General features: G+C 44.4%; 18 protein-coding genes. 5 read left to right on the plus strand and 13 right to left on the minus strand.

The features are described 5' to 3' along the window. The first annotated feature begins 330 nt into the window (after positions 1-330). On the plus strand, positions 331-1,404 hold the full coding sequence (locus tag R7P67_RS14075) for a permease (RefSeq protein WP_249372649.1): 1,074 nt from the start codon (positions 331-333) through the stop codon (positions 1,402-1,404). Between the two features lie 98 nt (positions 1,405-1,502). Here R7P67_RS14075 and R7P67_RS14080 read toward each other — a convergent pair whose 3' ends face one another. Continuing rightward, positions 1,503-2,264, minus strand: a complete 762-nt coding sequence (locus R7P67_RS14080) for a transporter substrate-binding domain-containing protein (RefSeq protein WP_005388903.1) — start codon at positions 2,262-2,264, stop codon at positions 1,503-1,505. A gap of 120 nt (positions 2,265-2,384) precedes the next feature. Beyond that, positions 2,385-2,903, minus strand: coding sequence for a cysteine hydrolase family protein (locus R7P67_RS14085; protein ID WP_025768146.1), 519 nt, complete (start codon positions 2,901-2,903; stop codon positions 2,385-2,387). A 120-nt stretch (positions 2,904-3,023) separates the two neighbouring features. Between R7P67_RS14085 and R7P67_RS14090 the strand changes: the two genes are divergently transcribed. After that, complete coding sequence (locus tag R7P67_RS14090) at positions 3,024-3,935, plus strand: GlxA family transcriptional regulator (RefSeq protein WP_170890258.1); 912 nt, start codon at positions 3,024-3,026, stop codon at positions 3,933-3,935. 204 nt (positions 3,936-4,139) lie between these two features. Here the strand turns inward: R7P67_RS14090 and R7P67_RS14095 are convergent, their stop codons facing one another. The 3 genes from R7P67_RS14095 to R7P67_RS14105 all read right to left on the minus strand — a co-directional run bounded on the left by R7P67_RS14095 (position 4,140) and on the right by R7P67_RS14105 (position 7,032). Further along, on the minus strand, positions 4,140-5,189 hold the full coding sequence (locus R7P67_RS14095; RefSeq protein ID WP_262653983.1) for an alcohol dehydrogenase family protein: 1,050 nt from the start codon (positions 5,187-5,189) through the stop codon (positions 4,140-4,142). Further along, positions 5,186-5,707 carry a TetR/AcrR family transcriptional regulator gene (locus R7P67_RS14100; protein WP_213891926.1) on the minus strand — a complete coding sequence of 174 codons (522 nt, stop codon included), beginning with the start codon at positions 5,705-5,707 and terminating at the stop codon, positions 5,186-5,188. Before R7P67_RS14100 ends, R7P67_RS14095 begins: the two co-directional genes overlap by 4 nt. A 143-nt stretch (positions 5,708-5,850) precedes the next feature. Further along, a complete protein-coding gene (locus tag R7P67_RS14105; RefSeq protein WP_318086011.1) occupies positions 5,851-7,032 on the minus strand; it encodes an MFS transporter in 1,182 nt (393 codons plus the stop codon). A gap of 159 nt (positions 7,033-7,191) precedes the next feature. Here R7P67_RS14105 and R7P67_RS14110 point away from each other — a divergent pair, with 159 nt between their 5' ends. Then, positions 7,192-8,076: a LysR family transcriptional regulator gene (locus R7P67_RS14110; RefSeq protein WP_025768150.1), complete on the plus strand. Its 885-nt coding sequence runs from the start codon at positions 7,192-7,194 to the stop codon at positions 8,074-8,076. Between the two features lie 115 nt (positions 8,077-8,191). Here the strand turns inward: R7P67_RS14110 and R7P67_RS14115 are convergent, their stop codons facing one another. Then, positions 8,192-9,097: a TIGR03571 family LLM class oxidoreductase gene (locus tag R7P67_RS14115; protein WP_065274553.1), complete on the minus strand. Its 906-nt coding sequence runs from the start codon at positions 9,095-9,097 to the stop codon at positions 8,192-8,194. Between the two features lie 132 nt (positions 9,098-9,229). Continuing rightward, positions 9,230-10,135, minus strand: coding sequence for a LysR family transcriptional regulator (locus R7P67_RS14120; RefSeq protein ID WP_005377343.1), 906 nt, complete (start codon positions 10,133-10,135; stop codon positions 9,230-9,232). Positions 10,136-10,247: 112 nt separating this feature from the next. On the opposite strand from R7P67_RS14120, the gene dkgB reads away from it, so the two are divergent. Then, positions 10,248-11,048 carry a 2,5-didehydrogluconate reductase DkgB gene (dkgB, locus tag R7P67_RS14125; protein WP_053304418.1) on the plus strand — a complete coding sequence of 267 codons (801 nt, stop codon included), beginning with the start codon at positions 10,248-10,250 and terminating at the stop codon, positions 11,046-11,048. Positions 11,049-11,246: 198 nt separating this feature from the next. Here the strand turns inward: dkgB and R7P67_RS14130 are convergent, their stop codons facing one another. The 6 genes from R7P67_RS14130 to R7P67_RS14155 form a co-directional block, all read right to left on the minus strand. After that, positions 11,247-11,939 carry an SDR family oxidoreductase gene (locus tag R7P67_RS14130; protein ID WP_017635968.1) on the minus strand — a complete coding sequence of 231 codons (693 nt, stop codon included), beginning with the start codon at positions 11,937-11,939 and terminating at the stop codon, positions 11,247-11,249. Positions 11,940-12,045: 106 nt separating this feature from the next. Next, positions 12,046-12,744 carry an IclR family transcriptional regulator gene (locus R7P67_RS14135; RefSeq protein ID WP_017635969.1) on the minus strand — a complete coding sequence of 233 codons (699 nt, stop codon included), beginning with the start codon at positions 12,742-12,744 and terminating at the stop codon, positions 12,046-12,048. Positions 12,745-12,831: 87 nt separating this feature from the next. Then, positions 12,832-14,802 carry a tetratricopeptide repeat-containing diguanylate cyclase gene (locus R7P67_RS14140; RefSeq protein WP_318086012.1) on the minus strand — a complete coding sequence of 657 codons (1,971 nt, stop codon included), beginning with the start codon at positions 14,800-14,802 and terminating at the stop codon, positions 12,832-12,834. A 187-nt stretch (positions 14,803-14,989) separates the two neighbouring features. Continuing rightward, on the minus strand, positions 14,990-15,343 hold the full coding sequence (locus tag R7P67_RS14145) for a DUF2750 domain-containing protein (RefSeq protein WP_005377352.1): 354 nt from the start codon (positions 15,341-15,343) through the stop codon (positions 14,990-14,992). 175 nt (positions 15,344-15,518) lie between these two features. Further along, entirely contained in the window at positions 15,519-16,133 is a 615-nt protein-coding gene (locus tag R7P67_RS14150; RefSeq protein ID WP_262653987.1) for an OmpA family protein, read from the minus strand. A 2-nt stretch (positions 16,134-16,135) separates the two neighbouring features. Then, positions 16,136-17,446 carry a TolC family outer membrane protein gene (locus R7P67_RS14155; RefSeq protein ID WP_017635971.1) on the minus strand — a complete coding sequence of 437 codons (1,311 nt, stop codon included), beginning with the start codon at positions 17,444-17,446 and terminating at the stop codon, positions 16,136-16,138. Positions 17,447-17,846: 400 nt separating this feature from the next. Here R7P67_RS14155 and R7P67_RS14160 point away from each other — a divergent pair. Then, on the plus strand, positions 17,847-21,592 hold a 3,746-nt coding region (locus tag R7P67_RS14160; RefSeq protein ID WP_318086013.1), incomplete at its 3' end, for a tandem-95 repeat protein.

Consider the following 21,592-nt stretch of genomic DNA (forward strand, 5'->3'; position numbering starts at 1 on the left):
TAAGAATGGTCGAAAGTCATACTAACTCAGAGGGTAGTACTGTAATAATTATCGTTTTTTCTTATTTTGATAATTTTAGGTTATGTTTGATAAAAGGGATTCGAGATGCTCTGAAATTATCATCGACAACCAGTCTGCATAGCTAATGACATGTAACTTTATGATAAGTAATGACTAGTTTTATTATTCCATTTTTATGGAAATATTTTGTTGATCTTTTGTTTTGTGATTCTATAATTCCAGAACTATCGAAATAAAGGCTTATCTATCAGGTAAGCTTGTTAGCGAAAAATGACGAGGAGAGTAAATGTGAATACAGAAATTATAATTATGGCTAAAGAAGCGCTGGATATGTTTGCGTTTCTAGCAACCGAACTTATCATCTTATTTCTGGCAATTAGCTACATTGTCGGTGTGTTGCAAGATTTTCTAACGCCAGAAAAAATTCAATCTATTCTCAGCTCGAAAAAGGGTAAAGGTTACTTCATTGCTGCGTTGCTAGGTTCGATTACGCCTTTCTGTTCGTGTTCGACCATTCCTTTCTTAAAAGGCTTGTTGCGTGCAAGAGCAGGTTTTGGACCTATGATGGTGTTCCTATTTGCAAGCCCGTTGCTTAACCCAGTGATTATTGGCTTGTTTGTGGTGACTTTTGGTTGGAAAGTTGCGGTATTTTACTTTGCTATCGCGATGTCAGTATCAGTGGTAGCAGGCTATGTACTTGAAAAACTAGGGTTTGAACGTTACGTCAAACCAGAAGCATATCAAGCGGTAGGTTCTTCTTCGTGCGGTACTTCTTGTGGTGATTCAAGCAAGAAAAAAGAAGAAGTGAGACCAGCACCAATCTGTGGTACCAGCGCCTGCAATGAACCTACGCCAGTTGCGGCGAAAACATCTTGCTGTGGTGATGCACCAAAACCTGAACCTAAAGTGGAAGTGTCCTGCTGTTCATCAGACGGTAGTGCAACAGCGACAGTCGTGGAAGAGAAAGAGCCTAGCCGCTGGGTACGTATTTGGCAATCAACTTGGAAAGACTTTAAGCAAGTGTTCCCTTATCTCATGATGGGCATTGCGATTGGTTCATTTATCTATGGCTTCATCCCGACGGAGTTCATTGCGGAGTTCGCTGGTGAAGCGAAGTGGTACGCGATTCCGGTCGCAGCAATCATTGGTATTCCATTGTACATCCGTGCAGAGGCGGTCATTCCACTTAGCGCGGCACTAGTACAAAAAGGTATGGCTCTTGGATCTGTTATGGCGCTTATTATTGGTAGTGCTGGCGCAAGTCTTACAGAAGTGATTTTGTTGAAATCAATTTTTAAGAACCAAATGATCGCTGCCTTCCTAATCGTTATCTTAACGATGGCCATGGGAGCGGGTTACTTATATACGTGGGTTTTTTTATAAAAATAACCCTCGGGCGACTGCTCGAGGGCTCTGTTTTTGTCGCCATATAGGGAAAGGGAAGTTTCCTATACCGCGCAGGCTATAAAAAAATAGCGAGGTTACTCGTAAATACTATAGGAGAAATATTTGCTGGCGATGGTTTTATGCTTACCGCTCTGGATCAATTTTTGTATTCCGCTATCGAGTAATGCTTTTAATTCTTTGTCTTGTTTTCTCACTGCTACGCCAATGCCACGGCCGAACCACTTTTCCTCTGTAAACGCTGGTCCAGTAAAGTGATAGCCTTCACCTTGTGCAGTTTCAAGAAAACCAGCACTTAAACCGATTGAGCCGCCAAATACAGCATCTAACCGTCCATTGAGTAGATCGGTAAATGCCTCATCGAACGTACCATAACGACGAATATCAATATCTGGATACAAGGCAGAAAGGTACTTATCACCAATTGTGGCTCTTTGAACTCCAATAGATAAACGATTTAGGCTGCCGTCATCCATGTTGATTTCTCTATCATTTTTCATTACAAAACGAGTCGGTACTTTTGCATAAGGGACGGTGAAATCGACTTTCTTTTCTCGTTCTTCTGTGATTGTCATTGCAGCAATAATCGCATCGTTCTTGCGACTAAGGAGAGAAGGGATGATGCCATCCCAATCCATTTTTGAGATAACGCACTTTACTTCTAACTCTTTGCATAACGCGTTAGCGAGGTCGACTTCAAACCCTTCTAGCTTTCCCTCTTTTGTCGTCCAGCTAAATGGGGGGTAAGCCCCTTCAACAGTGAAGCGAATTTGTTTCCACTCTTTCGCATGGCTGAAAACTGAAAATAAGCTAATAAACAATACGACTATCCATTTCATAAACGTTTCCTTGTAACTATTTGGAAACCAATGTTTAACACAAAGTAAGCAAATATCAATGAAAGTGCATATATGTGTGACCTTTCGCCCGCATTGTGTGAGCGAAAGGTTTTACGTGTATTACAGCTTATCTTCAATAGTTACGAGGGGAACTCTCGTTGAGACAGCGTGAAGTGCAATGTTGTGAATCATTTCATCGACCGTGGTACAGCTATCGATTAAGATCGAAACATCATACTTGTCCGCAGATTTTGAGATAGCAGTATGTGTCACGCAGTTTTGTGTCATCATTCCGCATACAAGTAACTCCGTTACATTTTTGCTTGCCAATACTTCTTCTAAACGTGTTCCTTCAAAGCTATCTGCGAAGTGCTTTACCACGATTTCGGAATTCGGCGCTAAAGCAAGAACTTCTGGGTGAATATTGGCACCGTCGCTGCCTTCATTGAAGAATGGGGCAATACCCATGGCAGGGTCGGCAATATGCTGAATATGAATCACAGGAATGTTTTGCTCATTGGCTTTAGTTATTGCTCTCTTAACATTGTCTAAAGTCGATTCTGTATTCCATAAAGGAAACTTTCCTTCTGGGAAATAGTCGTTTTGCAAATCAATTACAAGTAGGGCTTTTTGAGTCATTTTCTTTTCCTTTTATTGAGGATCATTGCGGTAAGAATAATATAAAGACTTTTAGCTACCTTCTTTAGAGTCTAAAATGACACAAAAGAGTCAAAAAGCGACACTTGAAGATAATTGAAAATGAAAATAGCACTCGTTAATTACCCAGATAGCTCGCAAGCCTCCGTATATGGTTTAAGCGAACTCTTCGAGATGGCAAACCGTGCGGCGGCTAAATTGGGCGTTGATGTACACTTTGAAGTAGAGATATTGGATCACTGGTCAAACACGCACTTCGATGTGAAAACAGCGGTAATGATTCCGCCTAGCGGCACTGGTCAATATTACTTAGAACCAGAGCCAGAGCTACTCGACTGGTTAAAAGTCCAATATAGTAAAGGTGCGATTTTAGCCTCCGCCTGCGCTGGTACTTTTATTCTTGCTCAAACCCAGTTGTTGACCAATAAGTCTTGTACGACACACTGGGGCTTGGCTCCTTCATTAGCGAGTCAGTTTCCCGATATCCACGTAAGACAAGAAGCCATCCTTATTAACGAAGGAACGATCATTACGGCTGGGGGTATGATGTCATGGGTGGATTTAGGTTTGGAGTTGGTTTCCTTATTTGCGTCACCGGCAGTAATGCGCCTGTTAGGAAAAATGTTGGTTATTGATACTGGTCCGAGAGAGCAACGCTTTTATCAACAGTTTACCCCAAACTTCCAACATGGTGATGAGGTAATTGTTCAACTACAGCACTATATAAACGATCATTATCAAGGAAAACTGAGCAATAAAGAGCTTGCAGAGTTGAGTTGTTTAACAGAAAGGACATTGCAGCGACGCTTTAAAAAGGTGACAGGTTTCAATGTTAACCAATATATACAAAGCTTAAGAGTACAAAAAGCTTGTGATTTACTTGAGTCGACAACCCTAACATTTGACGCAATATCATTTAGAGTGGGTTACCAAGATGTGAGCGCGTTCAGGAAAATATTTAATAGGATCGTAGGTTTAACACCGAAGTCGTTCAGATCTCGGTTCTGTTCATGAACGCCAGAAGTAAGATAATGTTGGTATTAAACATTTATAACTCAGAAGCAAACACCACATATTTTTACAAGCTGGCTTAGCGTGATGAAAAGGGGTCACAAGCTAAGCCAACCGTAGCGTTCTCCTAATTACTTAACATTTTGTCGAGCGCTTAAAGTATTCTAAAATTACAACGACTTATATAGGCCGCTGTTAATCGAAAAGCTATGTGATTTCCAAAACCAGTTTCCCAGTATGTTGTTTGCGTGAAAATACTTCTTGCGCTTGACCTATCTGGTTTAAGGGAAATGACTCCGCGACTAAGGGACGAATTGCGTTCTGTTCGATATAGCGAACCAAGTTACCGAATACTTCTGGTGCCAAAACGGTACAACCAAATAACGCTAGGTCTTTAAGGTAAAGAGTTCTTACATCCAGCTCGACAATTGGGCCGCCTATGGCGCCGGAAACAGCGTATCTTGATCCTGGTTTTAGTACCTGAAGAAATTGTGGCCACTGCTCTCCTGCGACCAGATCAATCACTACGTCAACGCTGTTTTCTCCGAGAGTCGCCGGCAAATTTGCATCGCGAGGGATAACTTGGTTTGCTCCTAATGCCGTGATCTGTTCTTTCTTTTCTGGGCTGGCGATAGCAATGACGTATGCTCCACGCGCCTTCGCCAGTTGGATTGCGGCAGAGCCAACACCGCCGGATGCCCCTGAAATCAGTACGGTATCGCTCGCTGTGACATTAGAGCGGACAAGCATGTTCTCGGCAGTTGAATAAGAACAAGGGAAGGAGGCCAAGTCGATATCCGATAAACTACTCTTCACTGCATATGCATGTTTACTGTCAACAACAGTGAACTGAGCAAAGCCACCATCACATTCTGAACCGAAGTACCAAGGCAAGCTAAGTGCTTGACTGTTGAAGCGCGTAATACATGGTTCGATGAGCACGCGCTGGCCGACTCGTGATGGGCAGATATTCTCACCAACAGCGACGATGGTACCGCATACATCGGCACCTTGGATTCGAGGGAGAGATAGCGCGTCTCCTGACCAACTTGCATCCATGCTATTGGCGTCGTTTTTAGAATACCATGCTGTTCGGGTATTGATGTCGGTGTTATTGACTCCGGCGGCGGCTACTTGGATCAATACATCATCAGGCGAGGGGACTGGCACAGGTATATCATCGCGGTAACGAAGCATATCTGGCCCACCATGACCGATAAGTTGGACGCCTTTCATTACTTTCGGGATTGTGGTCATTGATTGTTCTCCTTCATTAGTTCTAGCAGAGTGTGTTCAGCGGATGCAAAGGCAGCGTGACCGAGAACCGGCCATGCGTTGGATAAACCTTCATGTAACAAGAAGAGTGTGGTTGCGAGGTCTTCTCGCTGACTTAGTTGGAGCATAAGCTGACGGACCGCCAATTTGTGTTGTTTTACTGCTTGATTAATCGATAGATTTTCTGGATAGGCTGCTAATGCATTGATGGACATGCAGCCATTCGGTGCAAACTCCTTCATCCAATCCTCGAGGCGAGTGAATAGGTGTAATACAGCCGGTGTTCCACTGGCAGGGGCGTCTTCGAGCAAAAAACTCAAATACCTTTGATGGCGATGCTCGAGAGCTGCAACAATCATCGCTTCCTTGGAGGGGTAGTATTTGTACAGGGTTCTCAGGCTGACTTCGCAGGCGTTTTTGAGTTGGGGTACGCTAGGCTCGGCGAAGCCATACTGACTGAATGCTTTTTCTAGGCTTGCTGCGATTTTTTCTTTCACTATTTGATACACCAGGTAGAACGTTTGTTTTACCTAAGGGTAGAATAAACTTTCTACCTCAGTCAATGGTGTATTTAAACTCTGTATTGAAAGCCCGACGTAATGCCGGGCTAATTTAAGTGATTTTTATAGATTCGGAACGTGAATCAGTGTGCCGTTGCGTGCTGCTCTCCACGCTTGTCTAGCATTCCGCTGAAACGGGTTAGTAGTAGAGCACCTAATACTACGATCGCGCCAATCCAAGGTGTGTGCATCAGCCCAGCATTGGCCACGATAAGGCCACCGCCCCAAGAACCCAGTGCAATACCTACGTTAAATGCAGCAATGTTGAGACCAGAAGCGACGTCGACTGCATCAGGTGAATATTTCTCTGCTAGTTTGACAACATAAACTTGAAGTCCTGGAACGTTACCAAAGGCAAAGGCACCCCAGACAAGAATGGTCACTACTGCAGAAATTGGATTAAATGCTGTGACACTAAACACGAGCAATACCACAATTAGGCCCGAGAAAATCGCGGTCAGAGCTTTGATTGGCCCCATAGAGTCGGCCATCTTTCCGCCCCAGATGTTGCCGAATGCGACTGATACACCATAAACCAACATAATTAGGCTGATAGCGCTAGAGCCAAACCCCGAAACTTCTTCCAAAATAGGAGCCAAGTCAGTGAAGGCTGTGAACGTACCACCGTAACCGAGCGCGGTGATTGCGTACACCAAAAGTAGACGAGGTTGAGTCAAGACTTTTACTTGCGATGACAGCTTGGTTGCTGGTGGTTGTTTCAGATTACTCGGCACTAGCAGAGCGCTTCCTATCAGTGCGATGATTCCAAGGATCGCGACGATTAGGAAGGTTGCCTGCCAACCAAATGTCTGGCCAATCCAGGTGCCAAGTGGCACGCCCGTCACTAGAGCTACGGTCAGACCGGTAAACATAATAGCAATTGCGCTAGCGGCTTTTTCTTTTGACACTAGGCCAGTGGCGATAGTCGAGCCGATCGAAAAGAACACACCGTGTGCAAGCCCGGTCAGTATCCTTGCTGTAACTAGTGTGTTGTATCCAGGTGCTTGCCAGGCTAACAGATTGCCAAGAACAAACAGTGCCATAACAGAAAGCAGAACGTACTTTCTTTTCCAGTTACCAGTCAGCGCTGTTAAAACGGGAGCACCAACCGCAACACCAAGTGCGTACAGGCTAACTAAAAGACCCGCTGAAGGTAATGATACGTTGAGGTCGGAGGCCATAGTCGGTATCAGACCGACAATTACAAACTCCGTGGTTCCAATAGCAAAGGCGCTAAGCGTCAATGCAAGTAAAGCTAAAGGCATAACAACTCTCTCTTATAATCATTGAATATGAATGGATAAACGAATAGCCCGTTTCCATGTCGTGTATTATTAAAGAGTTATTCGTTGCGAAAAATGGTGTTTATTACAAAATACTTTTGTTATAAATGATGAAAGTGCGCAGTTAAGAAAGGGGATGAAATGTTAACCCGATCAGATGAATTAGAGATTCTTATGGCAGTTGTGGATAGTGGTGGATTTTCTTCCGCTGCTGATGCACTAGGTATTCAAGTCGCTAGGGTATCTCGTGCGGTTAGTAAAGTTGAATCACAGTTGGGGGTAACCTTGCTGAATCGCACGACACGCAGAGTGGAAGTTACTGAGGAAGGGCATCAGTTTGTTGAAGCGGTTCGCTTAGGTTTACTACAAATACAGCAAGCTGAAGAAGAGATCATCACACGAGGTGAATTACCCAAGGGGCGCTTAAGAGTTGATGCCGCTAGCCCATTTGTTTTACATCAACTCGTGCCGTTAATTCAGCCATTTAAAGAGGCTTATCCTGATATTCAACTCGATCTTACCTCTAATGAGGGTTTTGTGGATCTATTGGAAAAAAGAACCGATGTGGCGATACGTATTGGACGATTATCGGATTCAACACTGCATGCTAAACCTTTAGGAACAAGCCCACTATTTATCGTTGCCACGCCTGGTTATTTATCTAAACGAGGTTTCCCTGAAGCGGTGAGCGATTTGCGCAGTCATAACTTGATCGGTTTTTCTGGCGCTAAAGTGTTAAATCAGTGGCCATTACGAGGGTTTGAGATGATAGAGCCTGATATCCTATCCAGCAGTGGTGAAACGGTTAGACAGTTAGTGTTGGCAGGGAATGGCATTGCATGTTTATCTGGCTTTATGGTGAAAGATGATCTTGATTCTGGACGGTTAGTGGCATTGTTTGAATCGGAAAAAATCACAAATACTGGACGAGAACAGGTCAATGCTGTCTTCTACAAATCTTCTTCAGTCTCTAAGCGTATTTCCGCGTTCATCGACTTTATTCAACCAAGACTTACTTTAAGATAACTCTATTATTGTTGTTTTAACAAAAGAGTTTTGTCGTTATTGCATCTTTTATTTTCCCAAGTGCCAAGCCTAGCGTGCCACCCCTTAGTAAGGTGGCACATATTTTTATTTGATCTTAGTTAAAGCGTGGCAACACGTACTGAGCGATCTGTTCCATTGATTTCTCAATTGGTTGGCTATTACGACGGAAATGCAACCCGATGTGGTTGACTCCTGCTTCTTGCATTTTTTCTAGCTCATCGCTCAAGCCATTGACTCCGGCCTGGATACCAAAATGATGCCGAACGACTGGTGCATTTGGGTTATCGACTAAATCAAGATGAATAAAGCTGGCGTAGGGTTTGTTTCCCGCTACGGAGCGCCAAAGTGCAACGCGGTGTTCATGATCATCAGGTGTGCCTGGGTAGGCGAGCCAGCCGTCTAGGTTTTCTCCTATCCATTGTGGACTTTGCTGCGCTAACCCTGCGACATAGATAGGAATATCAGCAAACTCGGGTAATAACTGTAGATCGTTACCCAGTTTATCATTTTGCGTATCTTTCAAAATCTCTACACTTTCTCGAAAAGCTGAGCCACGGCTGTCAAAGTTGGCATTAAAAACGGGATATTCACTAGGTCGGTCTCCACTAGCCACACCGAGTATCAGGCGGTCACCACTTAACTCGTTGATGGTCGCAGCGGCTTTTTTCACTAGCCAAGGTTGTCTTAACGGTAATACTATCGCTGCTGTCCCTAGTAGAATGTTGTCGGTGCACGCAGAGAGATAGCCAAGATAACTGAACGGTTCATAAATTTGTGCCGCGTCTCCAAAGTTAGGGTCGTACAACGGGACATCTCTCACCCACGCTACGTTAAAGCCTAACTTATCGGCTAACATAATACGCTGTTTATGTGCACTCATGTCTGGTACGCCGAACGGTTTTCGTTGGAGCAGGCGTTTTTTTTGGCCTTCTTGGGTCCAGTCATTATCTAGGGGGAGCTCAACCCCGATGGTGAATCTGTTACTTAAATCTTTATGCATTATGAAGCCTGACTATTACTGTGAGTACTAGGAGGCAAGGTGCCTCCTTGATATTCAGGACACTATGAGATTTTTGTTGTGAGAAAAAGCGGCAAAAAGACAAAAGTGTTTTGCCACAAACAGCGGTGGTCTTTAAAGGAACTGGTGGTTCTCTACCTTGATTTCTTGCTTGATGAAGTCAATAAAAGAGCTGATCCGGCGTGAGGTGCTGGCATTTTTGTAATACACAGCATGAACGGGCTGTTCGACATTATGCGTGTGTTCACTAAGCACGCCCACTAAGCGACCAGCTTGTCGGTCAGAGTAGGTCATAAAGTCAGACAGGCAAGCTATCCCCGCACCATGTAAGGCTAAACATCTTAGCGTCTCGCCATTATCAGATCTTAGGCTACTCATAATACGCAGAAGTTTGTTCTTATCATCCATGATCGGCCATTCCTTAAGATACTCCGGCTTGTTGAATCCAAGTAGCTTGTGATTGAGTAACTGATCTATTGAGGTTGGAGTACCATGTTGTCTTAAATACTCTGGACTCGCGACGATTCGAATCCGACTTTTACCAAGAAATATCGCGCGCATGGTTGAGTTTTGTAGCTCACCGATACGAAAAGCAATATCGGTTTTTGTTCCCAAAAGGCTAATATTTTCCTCATTGGAATTGAGATCGATTTCGACTTCTGGATACAAGCTCTGATATTTAGCAATGTGCGGCGTTAGTACGTGCAGTAAGAAGGGGGTAGCTGCGTTTATTCGTAGGAGGCCAGAAGGCTTATATTTCTGGCTTTTCAGTTGTGCTTCGGCATTCTCTACTGCTTCTACAATATGTCTGACTTTATCGAGGTATATCGTTCCTTCATTAGTAACATCTAACTTACGGGTTGTGCGATTTAACAAGGTCGTTTCGAGTTTGGCTTCTAGCCGAGATACCGATCGACTCACCGCCGAGACGGTCATCGATAACAGTTCAGCCGCAGAGCTGATTGAACCCGTATCGACGACGGCCATAAAGGTGCGCATTTCATCTAGAGTAGCTTTCATTGTTGAATATATTTCAAATTAGATTTGAGTATTGTTAACTTTACGGAAAGTTTCTTGCGGCGTAAAGTTTTGCTTCGAATCAACTATAAAATCGATAATTCAGGAGATTTAGATGAAAGTACCATCATTTGGCGTCGGCACGTTTCGTTTAGAGGGTGAAGTAGTTAAGGATTCAGTCCGTAATGCGTTAGAAGTGGGTTACCGCGTAATTGATACTGCACAGATTTACGGTAATGAGGCAGAAATCGGTGAAGTATTGACACAGTCCGGTATTGCACGTGATGAGCTATTCATTACGACCAAGATCTGGGTTGATAACATGAACACGGAACAACTCATTCCAAGTCTAAAAGAGAGCTTAGAAAAGCTAAATACAGATTATGTGGATTTGACCTTGATCCACTGGCCTGGCAATAACAATAACTTGAACGAATACATGGCTTCATTACTTGAAGCTAAATCGCAAGGGTTAACCCGTAATATTGGCGTATCCAACTTTAATATTGACTTGTTGCAACAAGCGATAGAAGTGGTCGGTAAAGAGAATATTGTTACTAACCAAATCGAGCTTAGCCCTTATTTGCAAAATCGTAAGTTGGTCAGCTTCATGCAGGAAAACGATATTCAGGTAACGTCTTACATGACCTTGGCATATGGGAAAGTACTTGGGGACCCAACTATTGCAGGTATTGCTGAGGACTATCAGGCCACGCCAGCTCAAGTCGCGCTTGCTTGGGCTTTGTCAAAAGGTTACGCGGTGATCCCGTCTTCAACTAAACGAGAGAATTTGGCAAGTAACCTGAAAGCACTTGAACTTAATCTGAGTGAAGAGGCGATTGCAAAGATAGATGCGTTGGAAAGAAATGGCCGCGAAGTAAACCCTGAAGGGCTAGCGCCTGAATGGGATGATTGAGTGAGTTTCACAGGAAATCATTGCCTAAATGACGCCTCTGCAATCGCTGACTTCCTCAGCGTTTGACGGTAGTACAACACCATAGACGATAACGGCTCGCTTGTCTGACGATAGTGCGAGCTTTTATCTTTTTGGCCTATTAGTTTACTGTATTCTCCCGGCCTTCAATTTGGCCGGGAGACGTCATTTAGAGAACAGTTACCATTCGATTGTAGAGCCATCAAATACGCGGAAGCTTCCGGATTGCTCAAGTGTTAGCTGTTCTGCGACCGAAACAATGCCTGCAACACTTTCCTCGGCAGAAAAGGTTGCGTCCTCACCGCCCATATCGGTTTTTACCCAGCCGGGATGAACTGCGACAGTTTTTACTCCTTGCGATTCGAGATTGCGTGCTGCTGATACTAGAACCTGATTAAGCGCTGCTTTAGATGCTCGATAACTGTACATGTTACCTGAACTGTTATCGCTTAAACTCGCAACTCGGGTTGAGATTCCCACGATGGTTTTGTGCTGACTTTTCGCAACGTTGTCTTGTAGGGCTTGAATTAGCAGGGCAGGTGCGACGGTATTTATGTTTAGTACTTCTAGCCATTTTTTCTGGGTCATTTCGCCAAGCGTTGCACACTCTTCGCCTAATACACCTGCATTCAGAATTAAATGATCGAGCGGACGATCCGCTAATCGAGTGGCTAACTGATCGATATCTTGTTGGTTAGTGACGTCTAGAGCCATCAGTTGAAGTTGATTAGATTGGGTTACTAGTTCATTGAGCTGCTTAGCATTTTCTGGTGAACGACAAGTTGCGATAACTTGCCAACCTTTTCCAAGGTAGTGGCGGACAAATTGCAAGCCTAAGCCACGGTTAGCGCCAGTGATTAATACAGTAGACATCGCTTCTCCTACGTTGTTGAGTTGAACAACGACCATATTAGAGGCGACGTATAAGCATGTAATCAAAACAGTATAAAAATGGCCTAGGATTCGACACTGTCAAATCTTAAAGCTTGAGAAAGATGCTGGCAAAGTGTTTTAGCCTAGTGACCGTCAGTTCGGAGGCAGCACCGCTGACACCTGCAACAGCAACGACCTTACCATCCAAGTAAAGGGGGATCGCTAAGCAATTGAGGTTTGGCTCTGCCTCTTCTAAATCGAGTGCGTAACCTGATAATACAACCTGATTAAGTTCAGTTTCTAACGTGGGGGATATTTGGCTTTCAAGGCGCAATGTTCGGCGAAGCTCATCATCAAAACTAAGAAAAACTTTGCCGATCGCAGATGTTGTGAGTCCTTCTCGTTTCCCTCTCGGGCTGCGGATAGTAAGAGGGTTATCCTGCTCTATAGCATCGATATACAAGTACTCTTTAGCGCCACTTTGTACAGCGAGGTAAGCTGTGTTGTTAGTCATTTGGGCCATTTTTTTCAGCAATGGAACAAAATGTTGTCGGATAGCTTCGTTTTTTTGTTCAATCGGCTTAGACAGTTCATAGCATCTAAACCCTAGGCTGTAGCTATGGTTGTGTTTGGATACATATCCAAGAGAGTGTAGAGTCGCAAGTAACCCGTGAACAGTCGTCTTATTTAACTGGATCGCATTACTGATCGTCTGTAATGATAGGGGAGACTCACTCATCGAGAGCAACTCGAGGATTAGAAAACCTCGCTCTAGAGACTGAATGTTTTTTCTTGCCTTGGGCACAAAGACTCCTTGATGATGGTGTTGCATCTGAATGGCTTACTGATGCTTCCACCTATAACAAACCACTACGCTGGTGGTTTGGCTTTATTAGAGAATATACTCAGCACTTAAACTGATCGGCTCGTTGTATGCGTCCACAAGAGAGTTTTTTCCTTGCTTCTTAGCATTGTATAACGCTTGGTCTAATATCGAATAGAGCTCATCAAAGTTGGTGAGTGGCATTGAGGTTGATAGATAGGCCAGACTCGCAGATATATTCAATTGATGGTTATTAAGCGAATGTACACTCTTTTCTGAAGTTGTTTTATGCAGACTTTGTATTCTAAAGGGAACGTCAATCTCATCGACGTTTTTCAATAGCAAGATAAACTCTTCTCCACCTAAACGACCCAAGTACTCTCCCTTATTAAGTTTAGCTTTAAGCGCTTTGCACACCTGTTGTAGTACTAAGTCGCCAGTTGGATGACCATACTGATCATTAATCGCCTTAAAGTCATCTAGATCGATTAATGCTAGAACGTAGCGGAAGTCTCCTTCCGCTTTGGAGGTTTGGCTTTTAATCGTCTCTATAATTGCCGCTCTGTTTAATGCACACGTTAAGCTGTCTATTTTGGCTTTTAAGCGTGTTTGTCGCTGAATCATCAATGCCAGAGCGAGGAGAAGCAATAAACAGAAAACAACAAAATTATAAGTGCGTTGTTGGTCTGTGAGTTTTTCAAACTGGTACTGACTTAGAAGAGTTTCGTTGTTCAACTGCGCGACTTGTAGATCATATTCATACTCTTTTTTAGTGAGATCTAGTGCCTCTAACTCCTTGATATTACTCGCGTCTCGGTTCGTTAGTTCAATCGTCGAGTAGGCCTTGTGATGCTCCAGCGCCTTTTTGTAATCATTTTGAGCTTGGTATGCTTTTGAGAGGAGTAATTGGGCTTGCGCTTGCAATAAGGGCCTAGCGTTTTTTACCGCTAATCTTAACGCAATTGTACCGTGTTCAATCGATTTTTCAGGTGTATGGTTCTTTAAATATGCCAATCCAGCAGCCAAATGACCCTCTGTTTCAAGGTGCGTATTCTCATAAGTTTGGGCAATGTTTAATGCTCTTCCAATGTAATCTACCGCGGTATCCAATTGCCCAGAATCGGCCAAAGCAGCAGATAACCCTAAATAGGTCAACCCTTGCCCGTATGGATAATGAAGTTGTTCGAGAATCGTTAATGCATTTTTGTAGTGGCTGATGGACTTATCGAGTTCTTTGGATTTTCTGTACATCGCTCCTAGACTATGTTCGACTTGCGCAACTTCAAGAGGTGTCCCTTCATCTTGGCGAACCAGTAAGGCTTGAATGAGATATTGCTCTGATTGTTCAAATTGCCCCAGCTCTGCAAGTAAATTGCCGACGTCATTGTAAATCCCTGAAGGATCGCTTTGCGTCGACATGTTGGCCATCAACTGTCGATACAAACTTAAGGCTTTTTCATAGTCACCACGGTAATTGTAGTTATTTGCTACCACGCGCAAAGCAAGATCAACAGGGAAGTTTTCTTGATGCTTATGATTTAAGTGGCTCTCTATGGATGAGCAATAAAAGTTTGCTTTGTGATAACGACCTTGTTGATTCAGCGTATAACAAAGTTGATAGTTCATCAGAGCCTTGCCTTCGGAATCGGATATTTTCTTCATTGTCTGTCGCAAAGAAGAAAAGCTATCTACTGAGGCCTCGTAACTACCATGCTTACGTTCATTTAACGCAAGAATATATTCTGATTCTAATTGAGAAAAAGGGTTGTCTAAGACTTGACTGCTGCCATAGTAAGGCTGATTTATGTTTGACATATATTCATAAATCAACCCACTTACGTAGAGCTTTTCGCTGTCCGATTTCGCTGTATGGTAGCGATCTTGAAGCATGCTCAATGCCGACTCAGGGTTGCTTCGTAGTGTGGTTTGGTAGACAGAGTGCCACTGTGTGATATTTTGGTTTGGTTCAATATCTTGAGTGTCGCTTGCATATACTGGAGTGAGCAAAAGTGACGCAAGCAAGGGATAGAGCACGCGCATGTTTAAACGAGCCTTTAATTTAAGGTGCCTTTAAAGTTGAGTTATCATAGCGCTTTTAACGCATCAGCGTTGTGATTAAGTTGGGTGTACTAAGAAAAAGAGTAGTAAAACTATGCACTTGGTCGAGATATTGAAAGAAGAGGCATAAAAAAGAAAGACCTCAACATAAAGTTGAGGTCAGAAATCTTTAATCAATGTAAAGCTTTGCTAGATCTTGAGGCTCCATTTCTTTGCCTTCTAACTGATCGTTCCAGTTAGTTCCAACAAGAACACCATCTTCAGCAAGAGTCAAAAGCCAATCTTCAACAAAGATATCTAATGGGATTTCTAGTACAGTAAAATCTGCCCATTCTTCAACATTATGTGCTTCTGCATCTTCTTTAGAAGACCAGAAAGGCATGACTTCGCTGTTTTCGAATTCAGTTGAATCGCAAGATAGCCAACCTTCTTCATTGCGTAAACCCCAAACCAATTGGTTTTCTTTCGTTTCTGCAACAAAAAGGTCAAGGTTCGCTTGGATATCTGATGTAAGTTTGCTCATTTCAAAACTCTCGTTGTTATGACGTGGCTAGAGTAACACTAAAGTGCCGATTCCTAAAGCATAATACGGTTGTCGAAATGAGTAAAAATAAAGGAGCCGAAGCTCCTTTTCTGAGGTTAAGTATTCACTTGTTTTTGTTTGCTTTATGCTCACAGAGCAAACAAAAACAGGTACTTTACCTTTCTGGAAGAGTTGTGAATATTGTCCACTCTCTTTTTATCTCGCCTTTGTAACCAACGACTGATGCGGTTACTCGACGATTTAAAGCATGGCTGACTTCATCGGTCCCTTGCTGTGCTAAGTGAGTGTCACCAAAACCAACAATGCGGACTCTACTCGGTTCGATGTCGTAGCTTAGTAGGGCTTCACGGACATTGCGTGCTCGTCTTTCAGAAAGATCTTGGTTATGCTTTGAACCACCAACTTTACTAGCATAGCCGTGCAGCTCTATCGAAGTAGTAGGGTACTCTTTTAAAAAGTCGGAAAGCTCTCGAACTTGTCTTCTGAAGACTGGATTGATCTCATCAGAGTCGTTAGCAAAAAGTATCCGCACTTGCATGTTATCTGATGCTTTAATGTATTCTCCACAACCGTCGTTGTCGACCTCTGAGCCTTCAGGTGTACCTGGACACATATCTCGAGCATTGATGACACCATCGTTGTCGTCATCTTTCAAATCTGCTATTTGTTCTGCATTTGGTACAGGACGATACTCATATTCGTCTTCAGCAACAACGTGTTGAGTGATGGCGAGCATACCCAATGCAAATAGAATCTTCACTGGTTTCATGATCAGTACTCCACCTTTTCATTCCATTCTGTAGGTACATCGACACGCAAGGCATTTAACAATTGGCCAGTCGCGTTCATAACGCGGTACTTGGCGTACTGCTCTGAGTATCGAGCATCCAAGTAGTTCTTTCTTGCTTCGAAAAGTTCGTTTTCAGTATTTAACAAGTCCAGCAGAGTGCGTTTTCCAATGCGATACTGCTTTTCGTAGGCGATGACAGTTTCAGAGGCCGAATCTACGTGATCCGCTAGGAACTCTTTTTGTTGAAGTGTTAAATCTAACGCACTCCAAGATAGACGAAGACCTTCTTCTACTTGGCGGTATGCACGTTCTCTTAGGTCTTTTGCTTTATTTAGTTGGTAGGCAAAACTTTCAGCGTTGGCTACGTCACTACCACCGTTAAAGAGGTTGTAACGCATACGTAACATTGCTGTTGTCTCTTCGCTGCTTCCTTCGATACCGCTTGCATCATCACGCCATGTTTGAGCCGCTTCTACCGATATCGTTGGGTAGTAAGTTCCCTTAGATTGCTTGTATTGGAACTTTGCAGAGTCCACATCAGCTACCGAAATTTTGATTACTGGATGTGACTCGAATGCCAAGTCAATCGCTTCATCGATGGTGTAGGGAATAAAGTTTTGGTCCGCTCTTGGGAAAATCAATCCTTGTGGTGACTGTCCGACAAGGCGTGTAAAGGTGGTGTGGCTGTCATATAAGTTGTTCTGAGCTGCCACCAAGTTACCGTGAGCCTTTGCTAAACGAGCCTCTACCTGGGTTAGGTCTGCTGTAGAACCGATACCTGAGTTAACTCGCTTTTTAATGTCTTCATAGATCTTCTTATGCACTTTCAAGTTATTCTCGGAAAGTGTAAGAATTTCATAAGCTTTTACTGAGTCTAAATAAACTTTCGCGACCTCTAGAGCGGTGTCTTGGGCATCAGCTAGAAGTTGATAACGGACCGATTCAGCATCAGCTGCTGTTCGATCCATATCATTAAGTGTCGCTGAGCCATCCCATATTAGCTGGGTTAGTGTCACGGTGGCTTCTTTTCTTGTCAGATCGGTTGAATCTCGCCCTGACTCTGCGGGTTTGATTCCTTCGTAACCGATACCGGCATCTAAGTCTACGGATGGGAGGTAAGCACCACCAGATGCTTCATTCACATACTGCTTGCTAACGAATTCATTGAACGCACTTTTGATGTCAGGATTGGTTTTTAATGTGTTTTCAACCGCTTGCTCTAGCGTTTGCCCAAAAGCATGACTAGCGGTGAACATACCAATACAAAAGGCGTTGGCACGAGTCCACTTCACTGTGATTCTCCTAGATAATGGTAAAAATTCTCGAGGTGATAGGGCTTATAAGTGGAATACTTATAAGGGCGTCAATAATTTAGCGCACAATAACATTAATATGCGATGAAGTAACCTGTTGATTCGCTGTTCATTTGTTTCAATTTTGATAAATCAACCTACTAAATCTGCCTGAAACTTGAATTAAGATCTCAAATTAAAGATGAAGGTAATAGCTAGGAACGTGTGTCCAGATTTTAATAAAATAAAACACTTATGCATCTGGATTCTTATTGATGTATGACACATAATTACTTTATTGAGCATCAAATTGCTGTTATTGCACTATATATTCGGGCAATATATAGCAAATTAGTATTGTTAGTCAAAAACTTGACAGTTATTTAGGGTTAAGGTTTATATGGATCGTACAGCATTAGTGCCACTCGGTAATCAAGTCGTCGTAATAGGTTTGGATGGGCAGCTGAGAGTCCTTGCAGAAGGACAGCAGCCTCTACCAGGTGAAGTGATAGTGGCAATGACAGATGCTGCGCCTCAAGACCTGAAAATTCAGCTTGCTCAAGAGCAAGGTTTAAAAGATATTTCAGACGATGTAGCACAGATTATTAGTGCTATTGAGCAAGGTCAAGACCCTTCTGCTATTGATGAAGAACTCGCACCTGCAGCGGGTGAAAATAGTGGCTCCAGTTTGCAAAATAGTGCCACGATTGTACGAGATGGTACTGAAGTGCTAGCCTCAACAAACTTTGAAACTATTGGCATAGAATCCCTCGGCTTATCTGAAACTCAAGCGTTGACCTTAAATGACTTCTTCACAACAGGTATCGAGACAAGTGGGGATGGCTCAAGTAAGCCACTTACTAATTCTCCAGTGACATTAAGCGCTGTTGAGGAAGATAGCGATCCAATCACGATAACTACTGAAGAATTACTATCGAACGTCAATATTGATGATGCCGATACTCTTGTCATTACAAACGTCACTATTGAGAGTGGGAATGGCACCTTAATTGATAACAGCGATGGATCTTGGACTTACATTCCAGAGGCTGACGATGACACTGAAGTGTCATTCTCCTATGACATTATTGATAAAGATGGCGGTGTTATTAATGGCACTGCTAACTTAGATATTACGCCTGTTAATGACGCGCCAATAGCAACTAATGATGCGATTCAAACTGACGAGGATTCCCAGGTTGTAATTGATGTGCTCGCTAACGACAGTGATATTGAAGGTGATGATTTAATCATTACCTCTGCTTCTGTACCAGAAGAGCAAGGTATCGTTGAGATTATCGATGGTAAGCTTGTTTTCACTCCGGCCGAAAATTTCAACGGTAATGCAACGATTAGCTACACCATCACAGATGGTGAGTTAGAGGATGAAGCTCAAGTTTCGGTAACAGTAAACTCAGTTAACGATGCGCCTATTGCCTCTAATGATACAACAATTACAGAGGAAGATAGTTCAGTAACGGTTGATGTCCTGCCAAACGACACCGACATTGATGGCGATACGCTGTCGATTGAATCGGCTTCCGTACCTGAAACACAAGGTACAGTTGAGATCGTTGATGGCAAACTGGTCTTCATACCGGCTGAGAACTTCCATGGTGACGCTGAAATCACTTACACCGTGACCGATGGTGCACTGACTGACCAAGCGACGGTTAACGTCACCGTGAATGCGGTGAACGACACGCCTGTGGTTGAAAGCAGCATTGCAGACCAAACCTTGGCGGAAGATTTCACCCCATACAGCATCAATCTGAATACCGCTTTCAGCGATGTGGATAACGTGGATGGCGAGTTAACGTTTAGCGTCTCTGGCAACAGCAACATTCAAGTGGCGATCGTCAATGGGATTGCTACGTTCACTCCAACGGCAGACTGGAACGGCTCAGAAGCGCTGACGTTTACGGCTACCGATCCAAGCGGCGAGAGCGTAAGCCAAACGGTGAACTTCACAGTAGCGCCAGTGGCGGATATCGTGGCAGACAACGCGACGGTTGTGGAAGATACGCCAACCATCATTAAGGTCTTAGATAACGACACGTTCGAAGGCGACGACAAAGTGGTGTCGCTGGATACCAATAACGGTCCAGCGAACGGCACGGTCTCGGTCAACCCGGACGGCAGCGTGACCTACACGCCGAACGACAACTACCACGGTACAGACAGCTTCACCTACATCGTTACGTCGGGTGGGGTATCGGAGTCCACCACGGTGAACGTCGATGTGACGCCAGTCAATGATGCGCCAGTGGCAAAAGATGACACGGCAACAACACAAGAAGATACCGCTGTCACGATTGATGTCCTGCCAAACGATACTGACATCGATGGTGATGCATTACGTATTGACTCGGCATCTGTGCCGAGTGACCAAGGGGCAGTTGAAATTGTTGATGGCAAACTGGTGTTCACACCGGCTGAGAACTTCCATGGTGACGCTGAAATCACTTACACCGTTACGGATGGTTCGCTGACCGACCAAGCGACGGTCAATGTCACCGTAAATGCCGTAAACGACACGCCTGTGGTTGAAAGCAGCATTGCAGACCAAACCTTGGCAGAAGACTTTACGCCATACAGCATCGATCTGAATACCGCTTTCAGCGATGTGGATAATGTTGATGGTGAGTTAACGTTTAGCGTCTCTGGTAATAGCAACATTCAAGTGGCGATCGTCAACGGTATTGCTACGTTCACTCCAACCGCAGACTGGAACGGCTCAGAAGCGCTGACGTTTACTGCCACCGATCCAAGCGGCGAAAGCGTTAGCCAAACGGTGAACTTCACGGTAGCGCCTGTGGCGGACATCGTGGCAGACAACGCGACGGTTGTGGAAGACACGCCGACCATCATCAAGGTTTTAGGTAACGACACGTTCGAAGGCGACGACAAAGTGGTGTCGCTCGATACCAATAACGGTCCAGCCAACGGCACGGTCTCGGTCAACCCGGATGGCAGCGTCACTTACACGCCAAACGACAACTACCACGGTACAGACAGCTTCACCTACATCGTCACCTCCGGTGGGGTATCAGAGTCCACCACGGTGAACGTCGATGTCACACCAGTGAACGATGCGCCAGTGGCAAAAGATGACGCGGCAACAACACAAGAAGATACCGCTGTCACGATTGATGTTCTGCCAAACGACACCGATATTGATGGCGATACATTACGTATTGACTCGGCGTCTGTGCCGAGTGACCAAGGTACAGTTGAAATTGTTGACGGCAAGTTGGTGTTCACACCGGCTGAGAACTTCCATGGTGACGCTGAAATCACTTATACCGTGACCGATGGTTCACTGACTGACCAAGCGACGGTCAACGTCACCGTGAATGCGGTGAACGACACGCCTGTGGTTGAAAGCAGCATTGCAGACCAGACCTTGGCGGAAGACTTCACGCCATACAGCATCGATCTAAATACCGCTTTCAGTGATGTGGATAACGCCGATGGTGAGTTAACGTTTAGTGTCTCTGGCAACAGCAACATTCAAGTGGCGATCGTCAATGGCATTGCTACGTTCACTCCAACCGCAGACTGGAATGGCTCAGAAACCCTAACCTTTACCGCCACCGATCCAAGCGGTGAAAGCGTTAGCCAAACGGTGAACTTCACAGTTGCGCCTGTGGCAGATATTGAATCTGACCGCGCGACGGTTGTGGAAGACACACCAACCATCATCAAGGTTTTAGGTAACGACACGTTCGAAGGCGACGACAAAGCGGTGTCGCTGGATAGCAATAACGGTCCAGCCAACGGCACGGTCTCGGTCAACCCGGACGGCAGCGTCACTTACACGCCAAACGACAACTTCCACGGTACAGACAGCTTCACCTACATCGTCACGTCCGGTGGGGTATCAGAGTCCACCACGGTGAACGTCGATGTCACACCAGTCAACGATGCGCCAGTGGCAAAAGATGATACCGCTGTCACTGACGAAGACACGCCAGTGACAATTGATGTCCTGCCAAACGACACCGACATTGATGGCGATACGCTGTCTATCCAATCGGCTTCCGTACCTGAAACACAAGGTACAGTTGAGATTGTTGACGGCAAACTGGTCTTCACACCGGCCGAGAACTTCAATGGTGATGCCGAAATCACTTACACCATCAC

This window comes from Vibrio sp. Vb0937, assembly GCF_033338855.1.

Bases quoted from the DNA above. Each gene is read 5' to 3' on its own strand.
- R7P67_RS14110 (WP_025768150.1), top strand. From the start codon at position 7,192: ATGTTAACCCGATCAGATGAATTAGAGATTCTTATGGCAGTTGTGGAT.
- R7P67_RS14145 (WP_005377352.1), bottom strand. From the start codon at position 15,343: ATGAGCAAACTTACATCAGATATCCAAGCGAACCTTGACCTTTTTGTT.
- R7P67_RS14075 (WP_249372649.1), top strand. From the start codon at position 331: ATGGCTAAAGAAGCGCTGGATATGTTTGCGTTTCTAGCAACCGAACTT.
- R7P67_RS14080 (WP_005388903.1), bottom strand. From the start codon at position 2,264: ATGAAATGGATAGTCGTATTGTTTATTAGCTTATTTTCAGTTTTCAGC.
- R7P67_RS14130 (WP_017635968.1), bottom strand. From the start codon at position 11,939: ATGTCTACTGTATTAATCACTGGCGCTAACCGTGGCTTAGGCTTGCAA.
- R7P67_RS14120 (WP_005377343.1), bottom strand. From the start codon at position 10,135: ATGAAAGCTACTCTAGATGAAATGCGCACCTTTATGGCCGTCGTCGAT.
- R7P67_RS14095 (WP_262653983.1), bottom strand. From the start codon at position 5,189: ATGACCACAATCCCGAAAGTAATGAAAGGCGTCCAACTTATCGGTCAT.
- R7P67_RS14150 (WP_262653987.1), bottom strand. From the start codon at position 16,133: ATGAAACCAGTGAAGATTCTATTTGCATTGGGTATGCTCGCCATCACT.
- R7P67_RS14140 (WP_318086012.1), bottom strand. From the start codon at position 14,802: ATGCGCGTGCTCTATCCCTTGCTTGCGTCACTTTTGCTCACTCCAGTA.
- R7P67_RS14115 (WP_065274553.1), bottom strand. From the start codon at position 9,097: ATGCATAAAGATTTAAGTAACAGATTCACCATCGGGGTTGAGCTCCCC.
- R7P67_RS14085 (WP_025768146.1), bottom strand. From the start codon at position 2,903: ATGACTCAAAAAGCCCTACTTGTAATTGATTTGCAAAACGACTATTTC.
- R7P67_RS14105 (WP_318086011.1), bottom strand. From the start codon at position 7,032: ATGCCTTTAGCTTTACTTGCATTGACGCTTAGCGCCTTTGCTATTGGA.
- dkgB (WP_053304418.1), top strand. From the start codon at position 10,248: ATGAAAGTACCATCATTTGGCGTCGGCACGTTTCGTTTAGAGGGTGAA.
- R7P67_RS14090 (WP_170890258.1), top strand. From the start codon at position 3,024: ATGAAAATAGCACTCGTTAATTACCCAGATAGCTCGCAAGCCTCCGTA.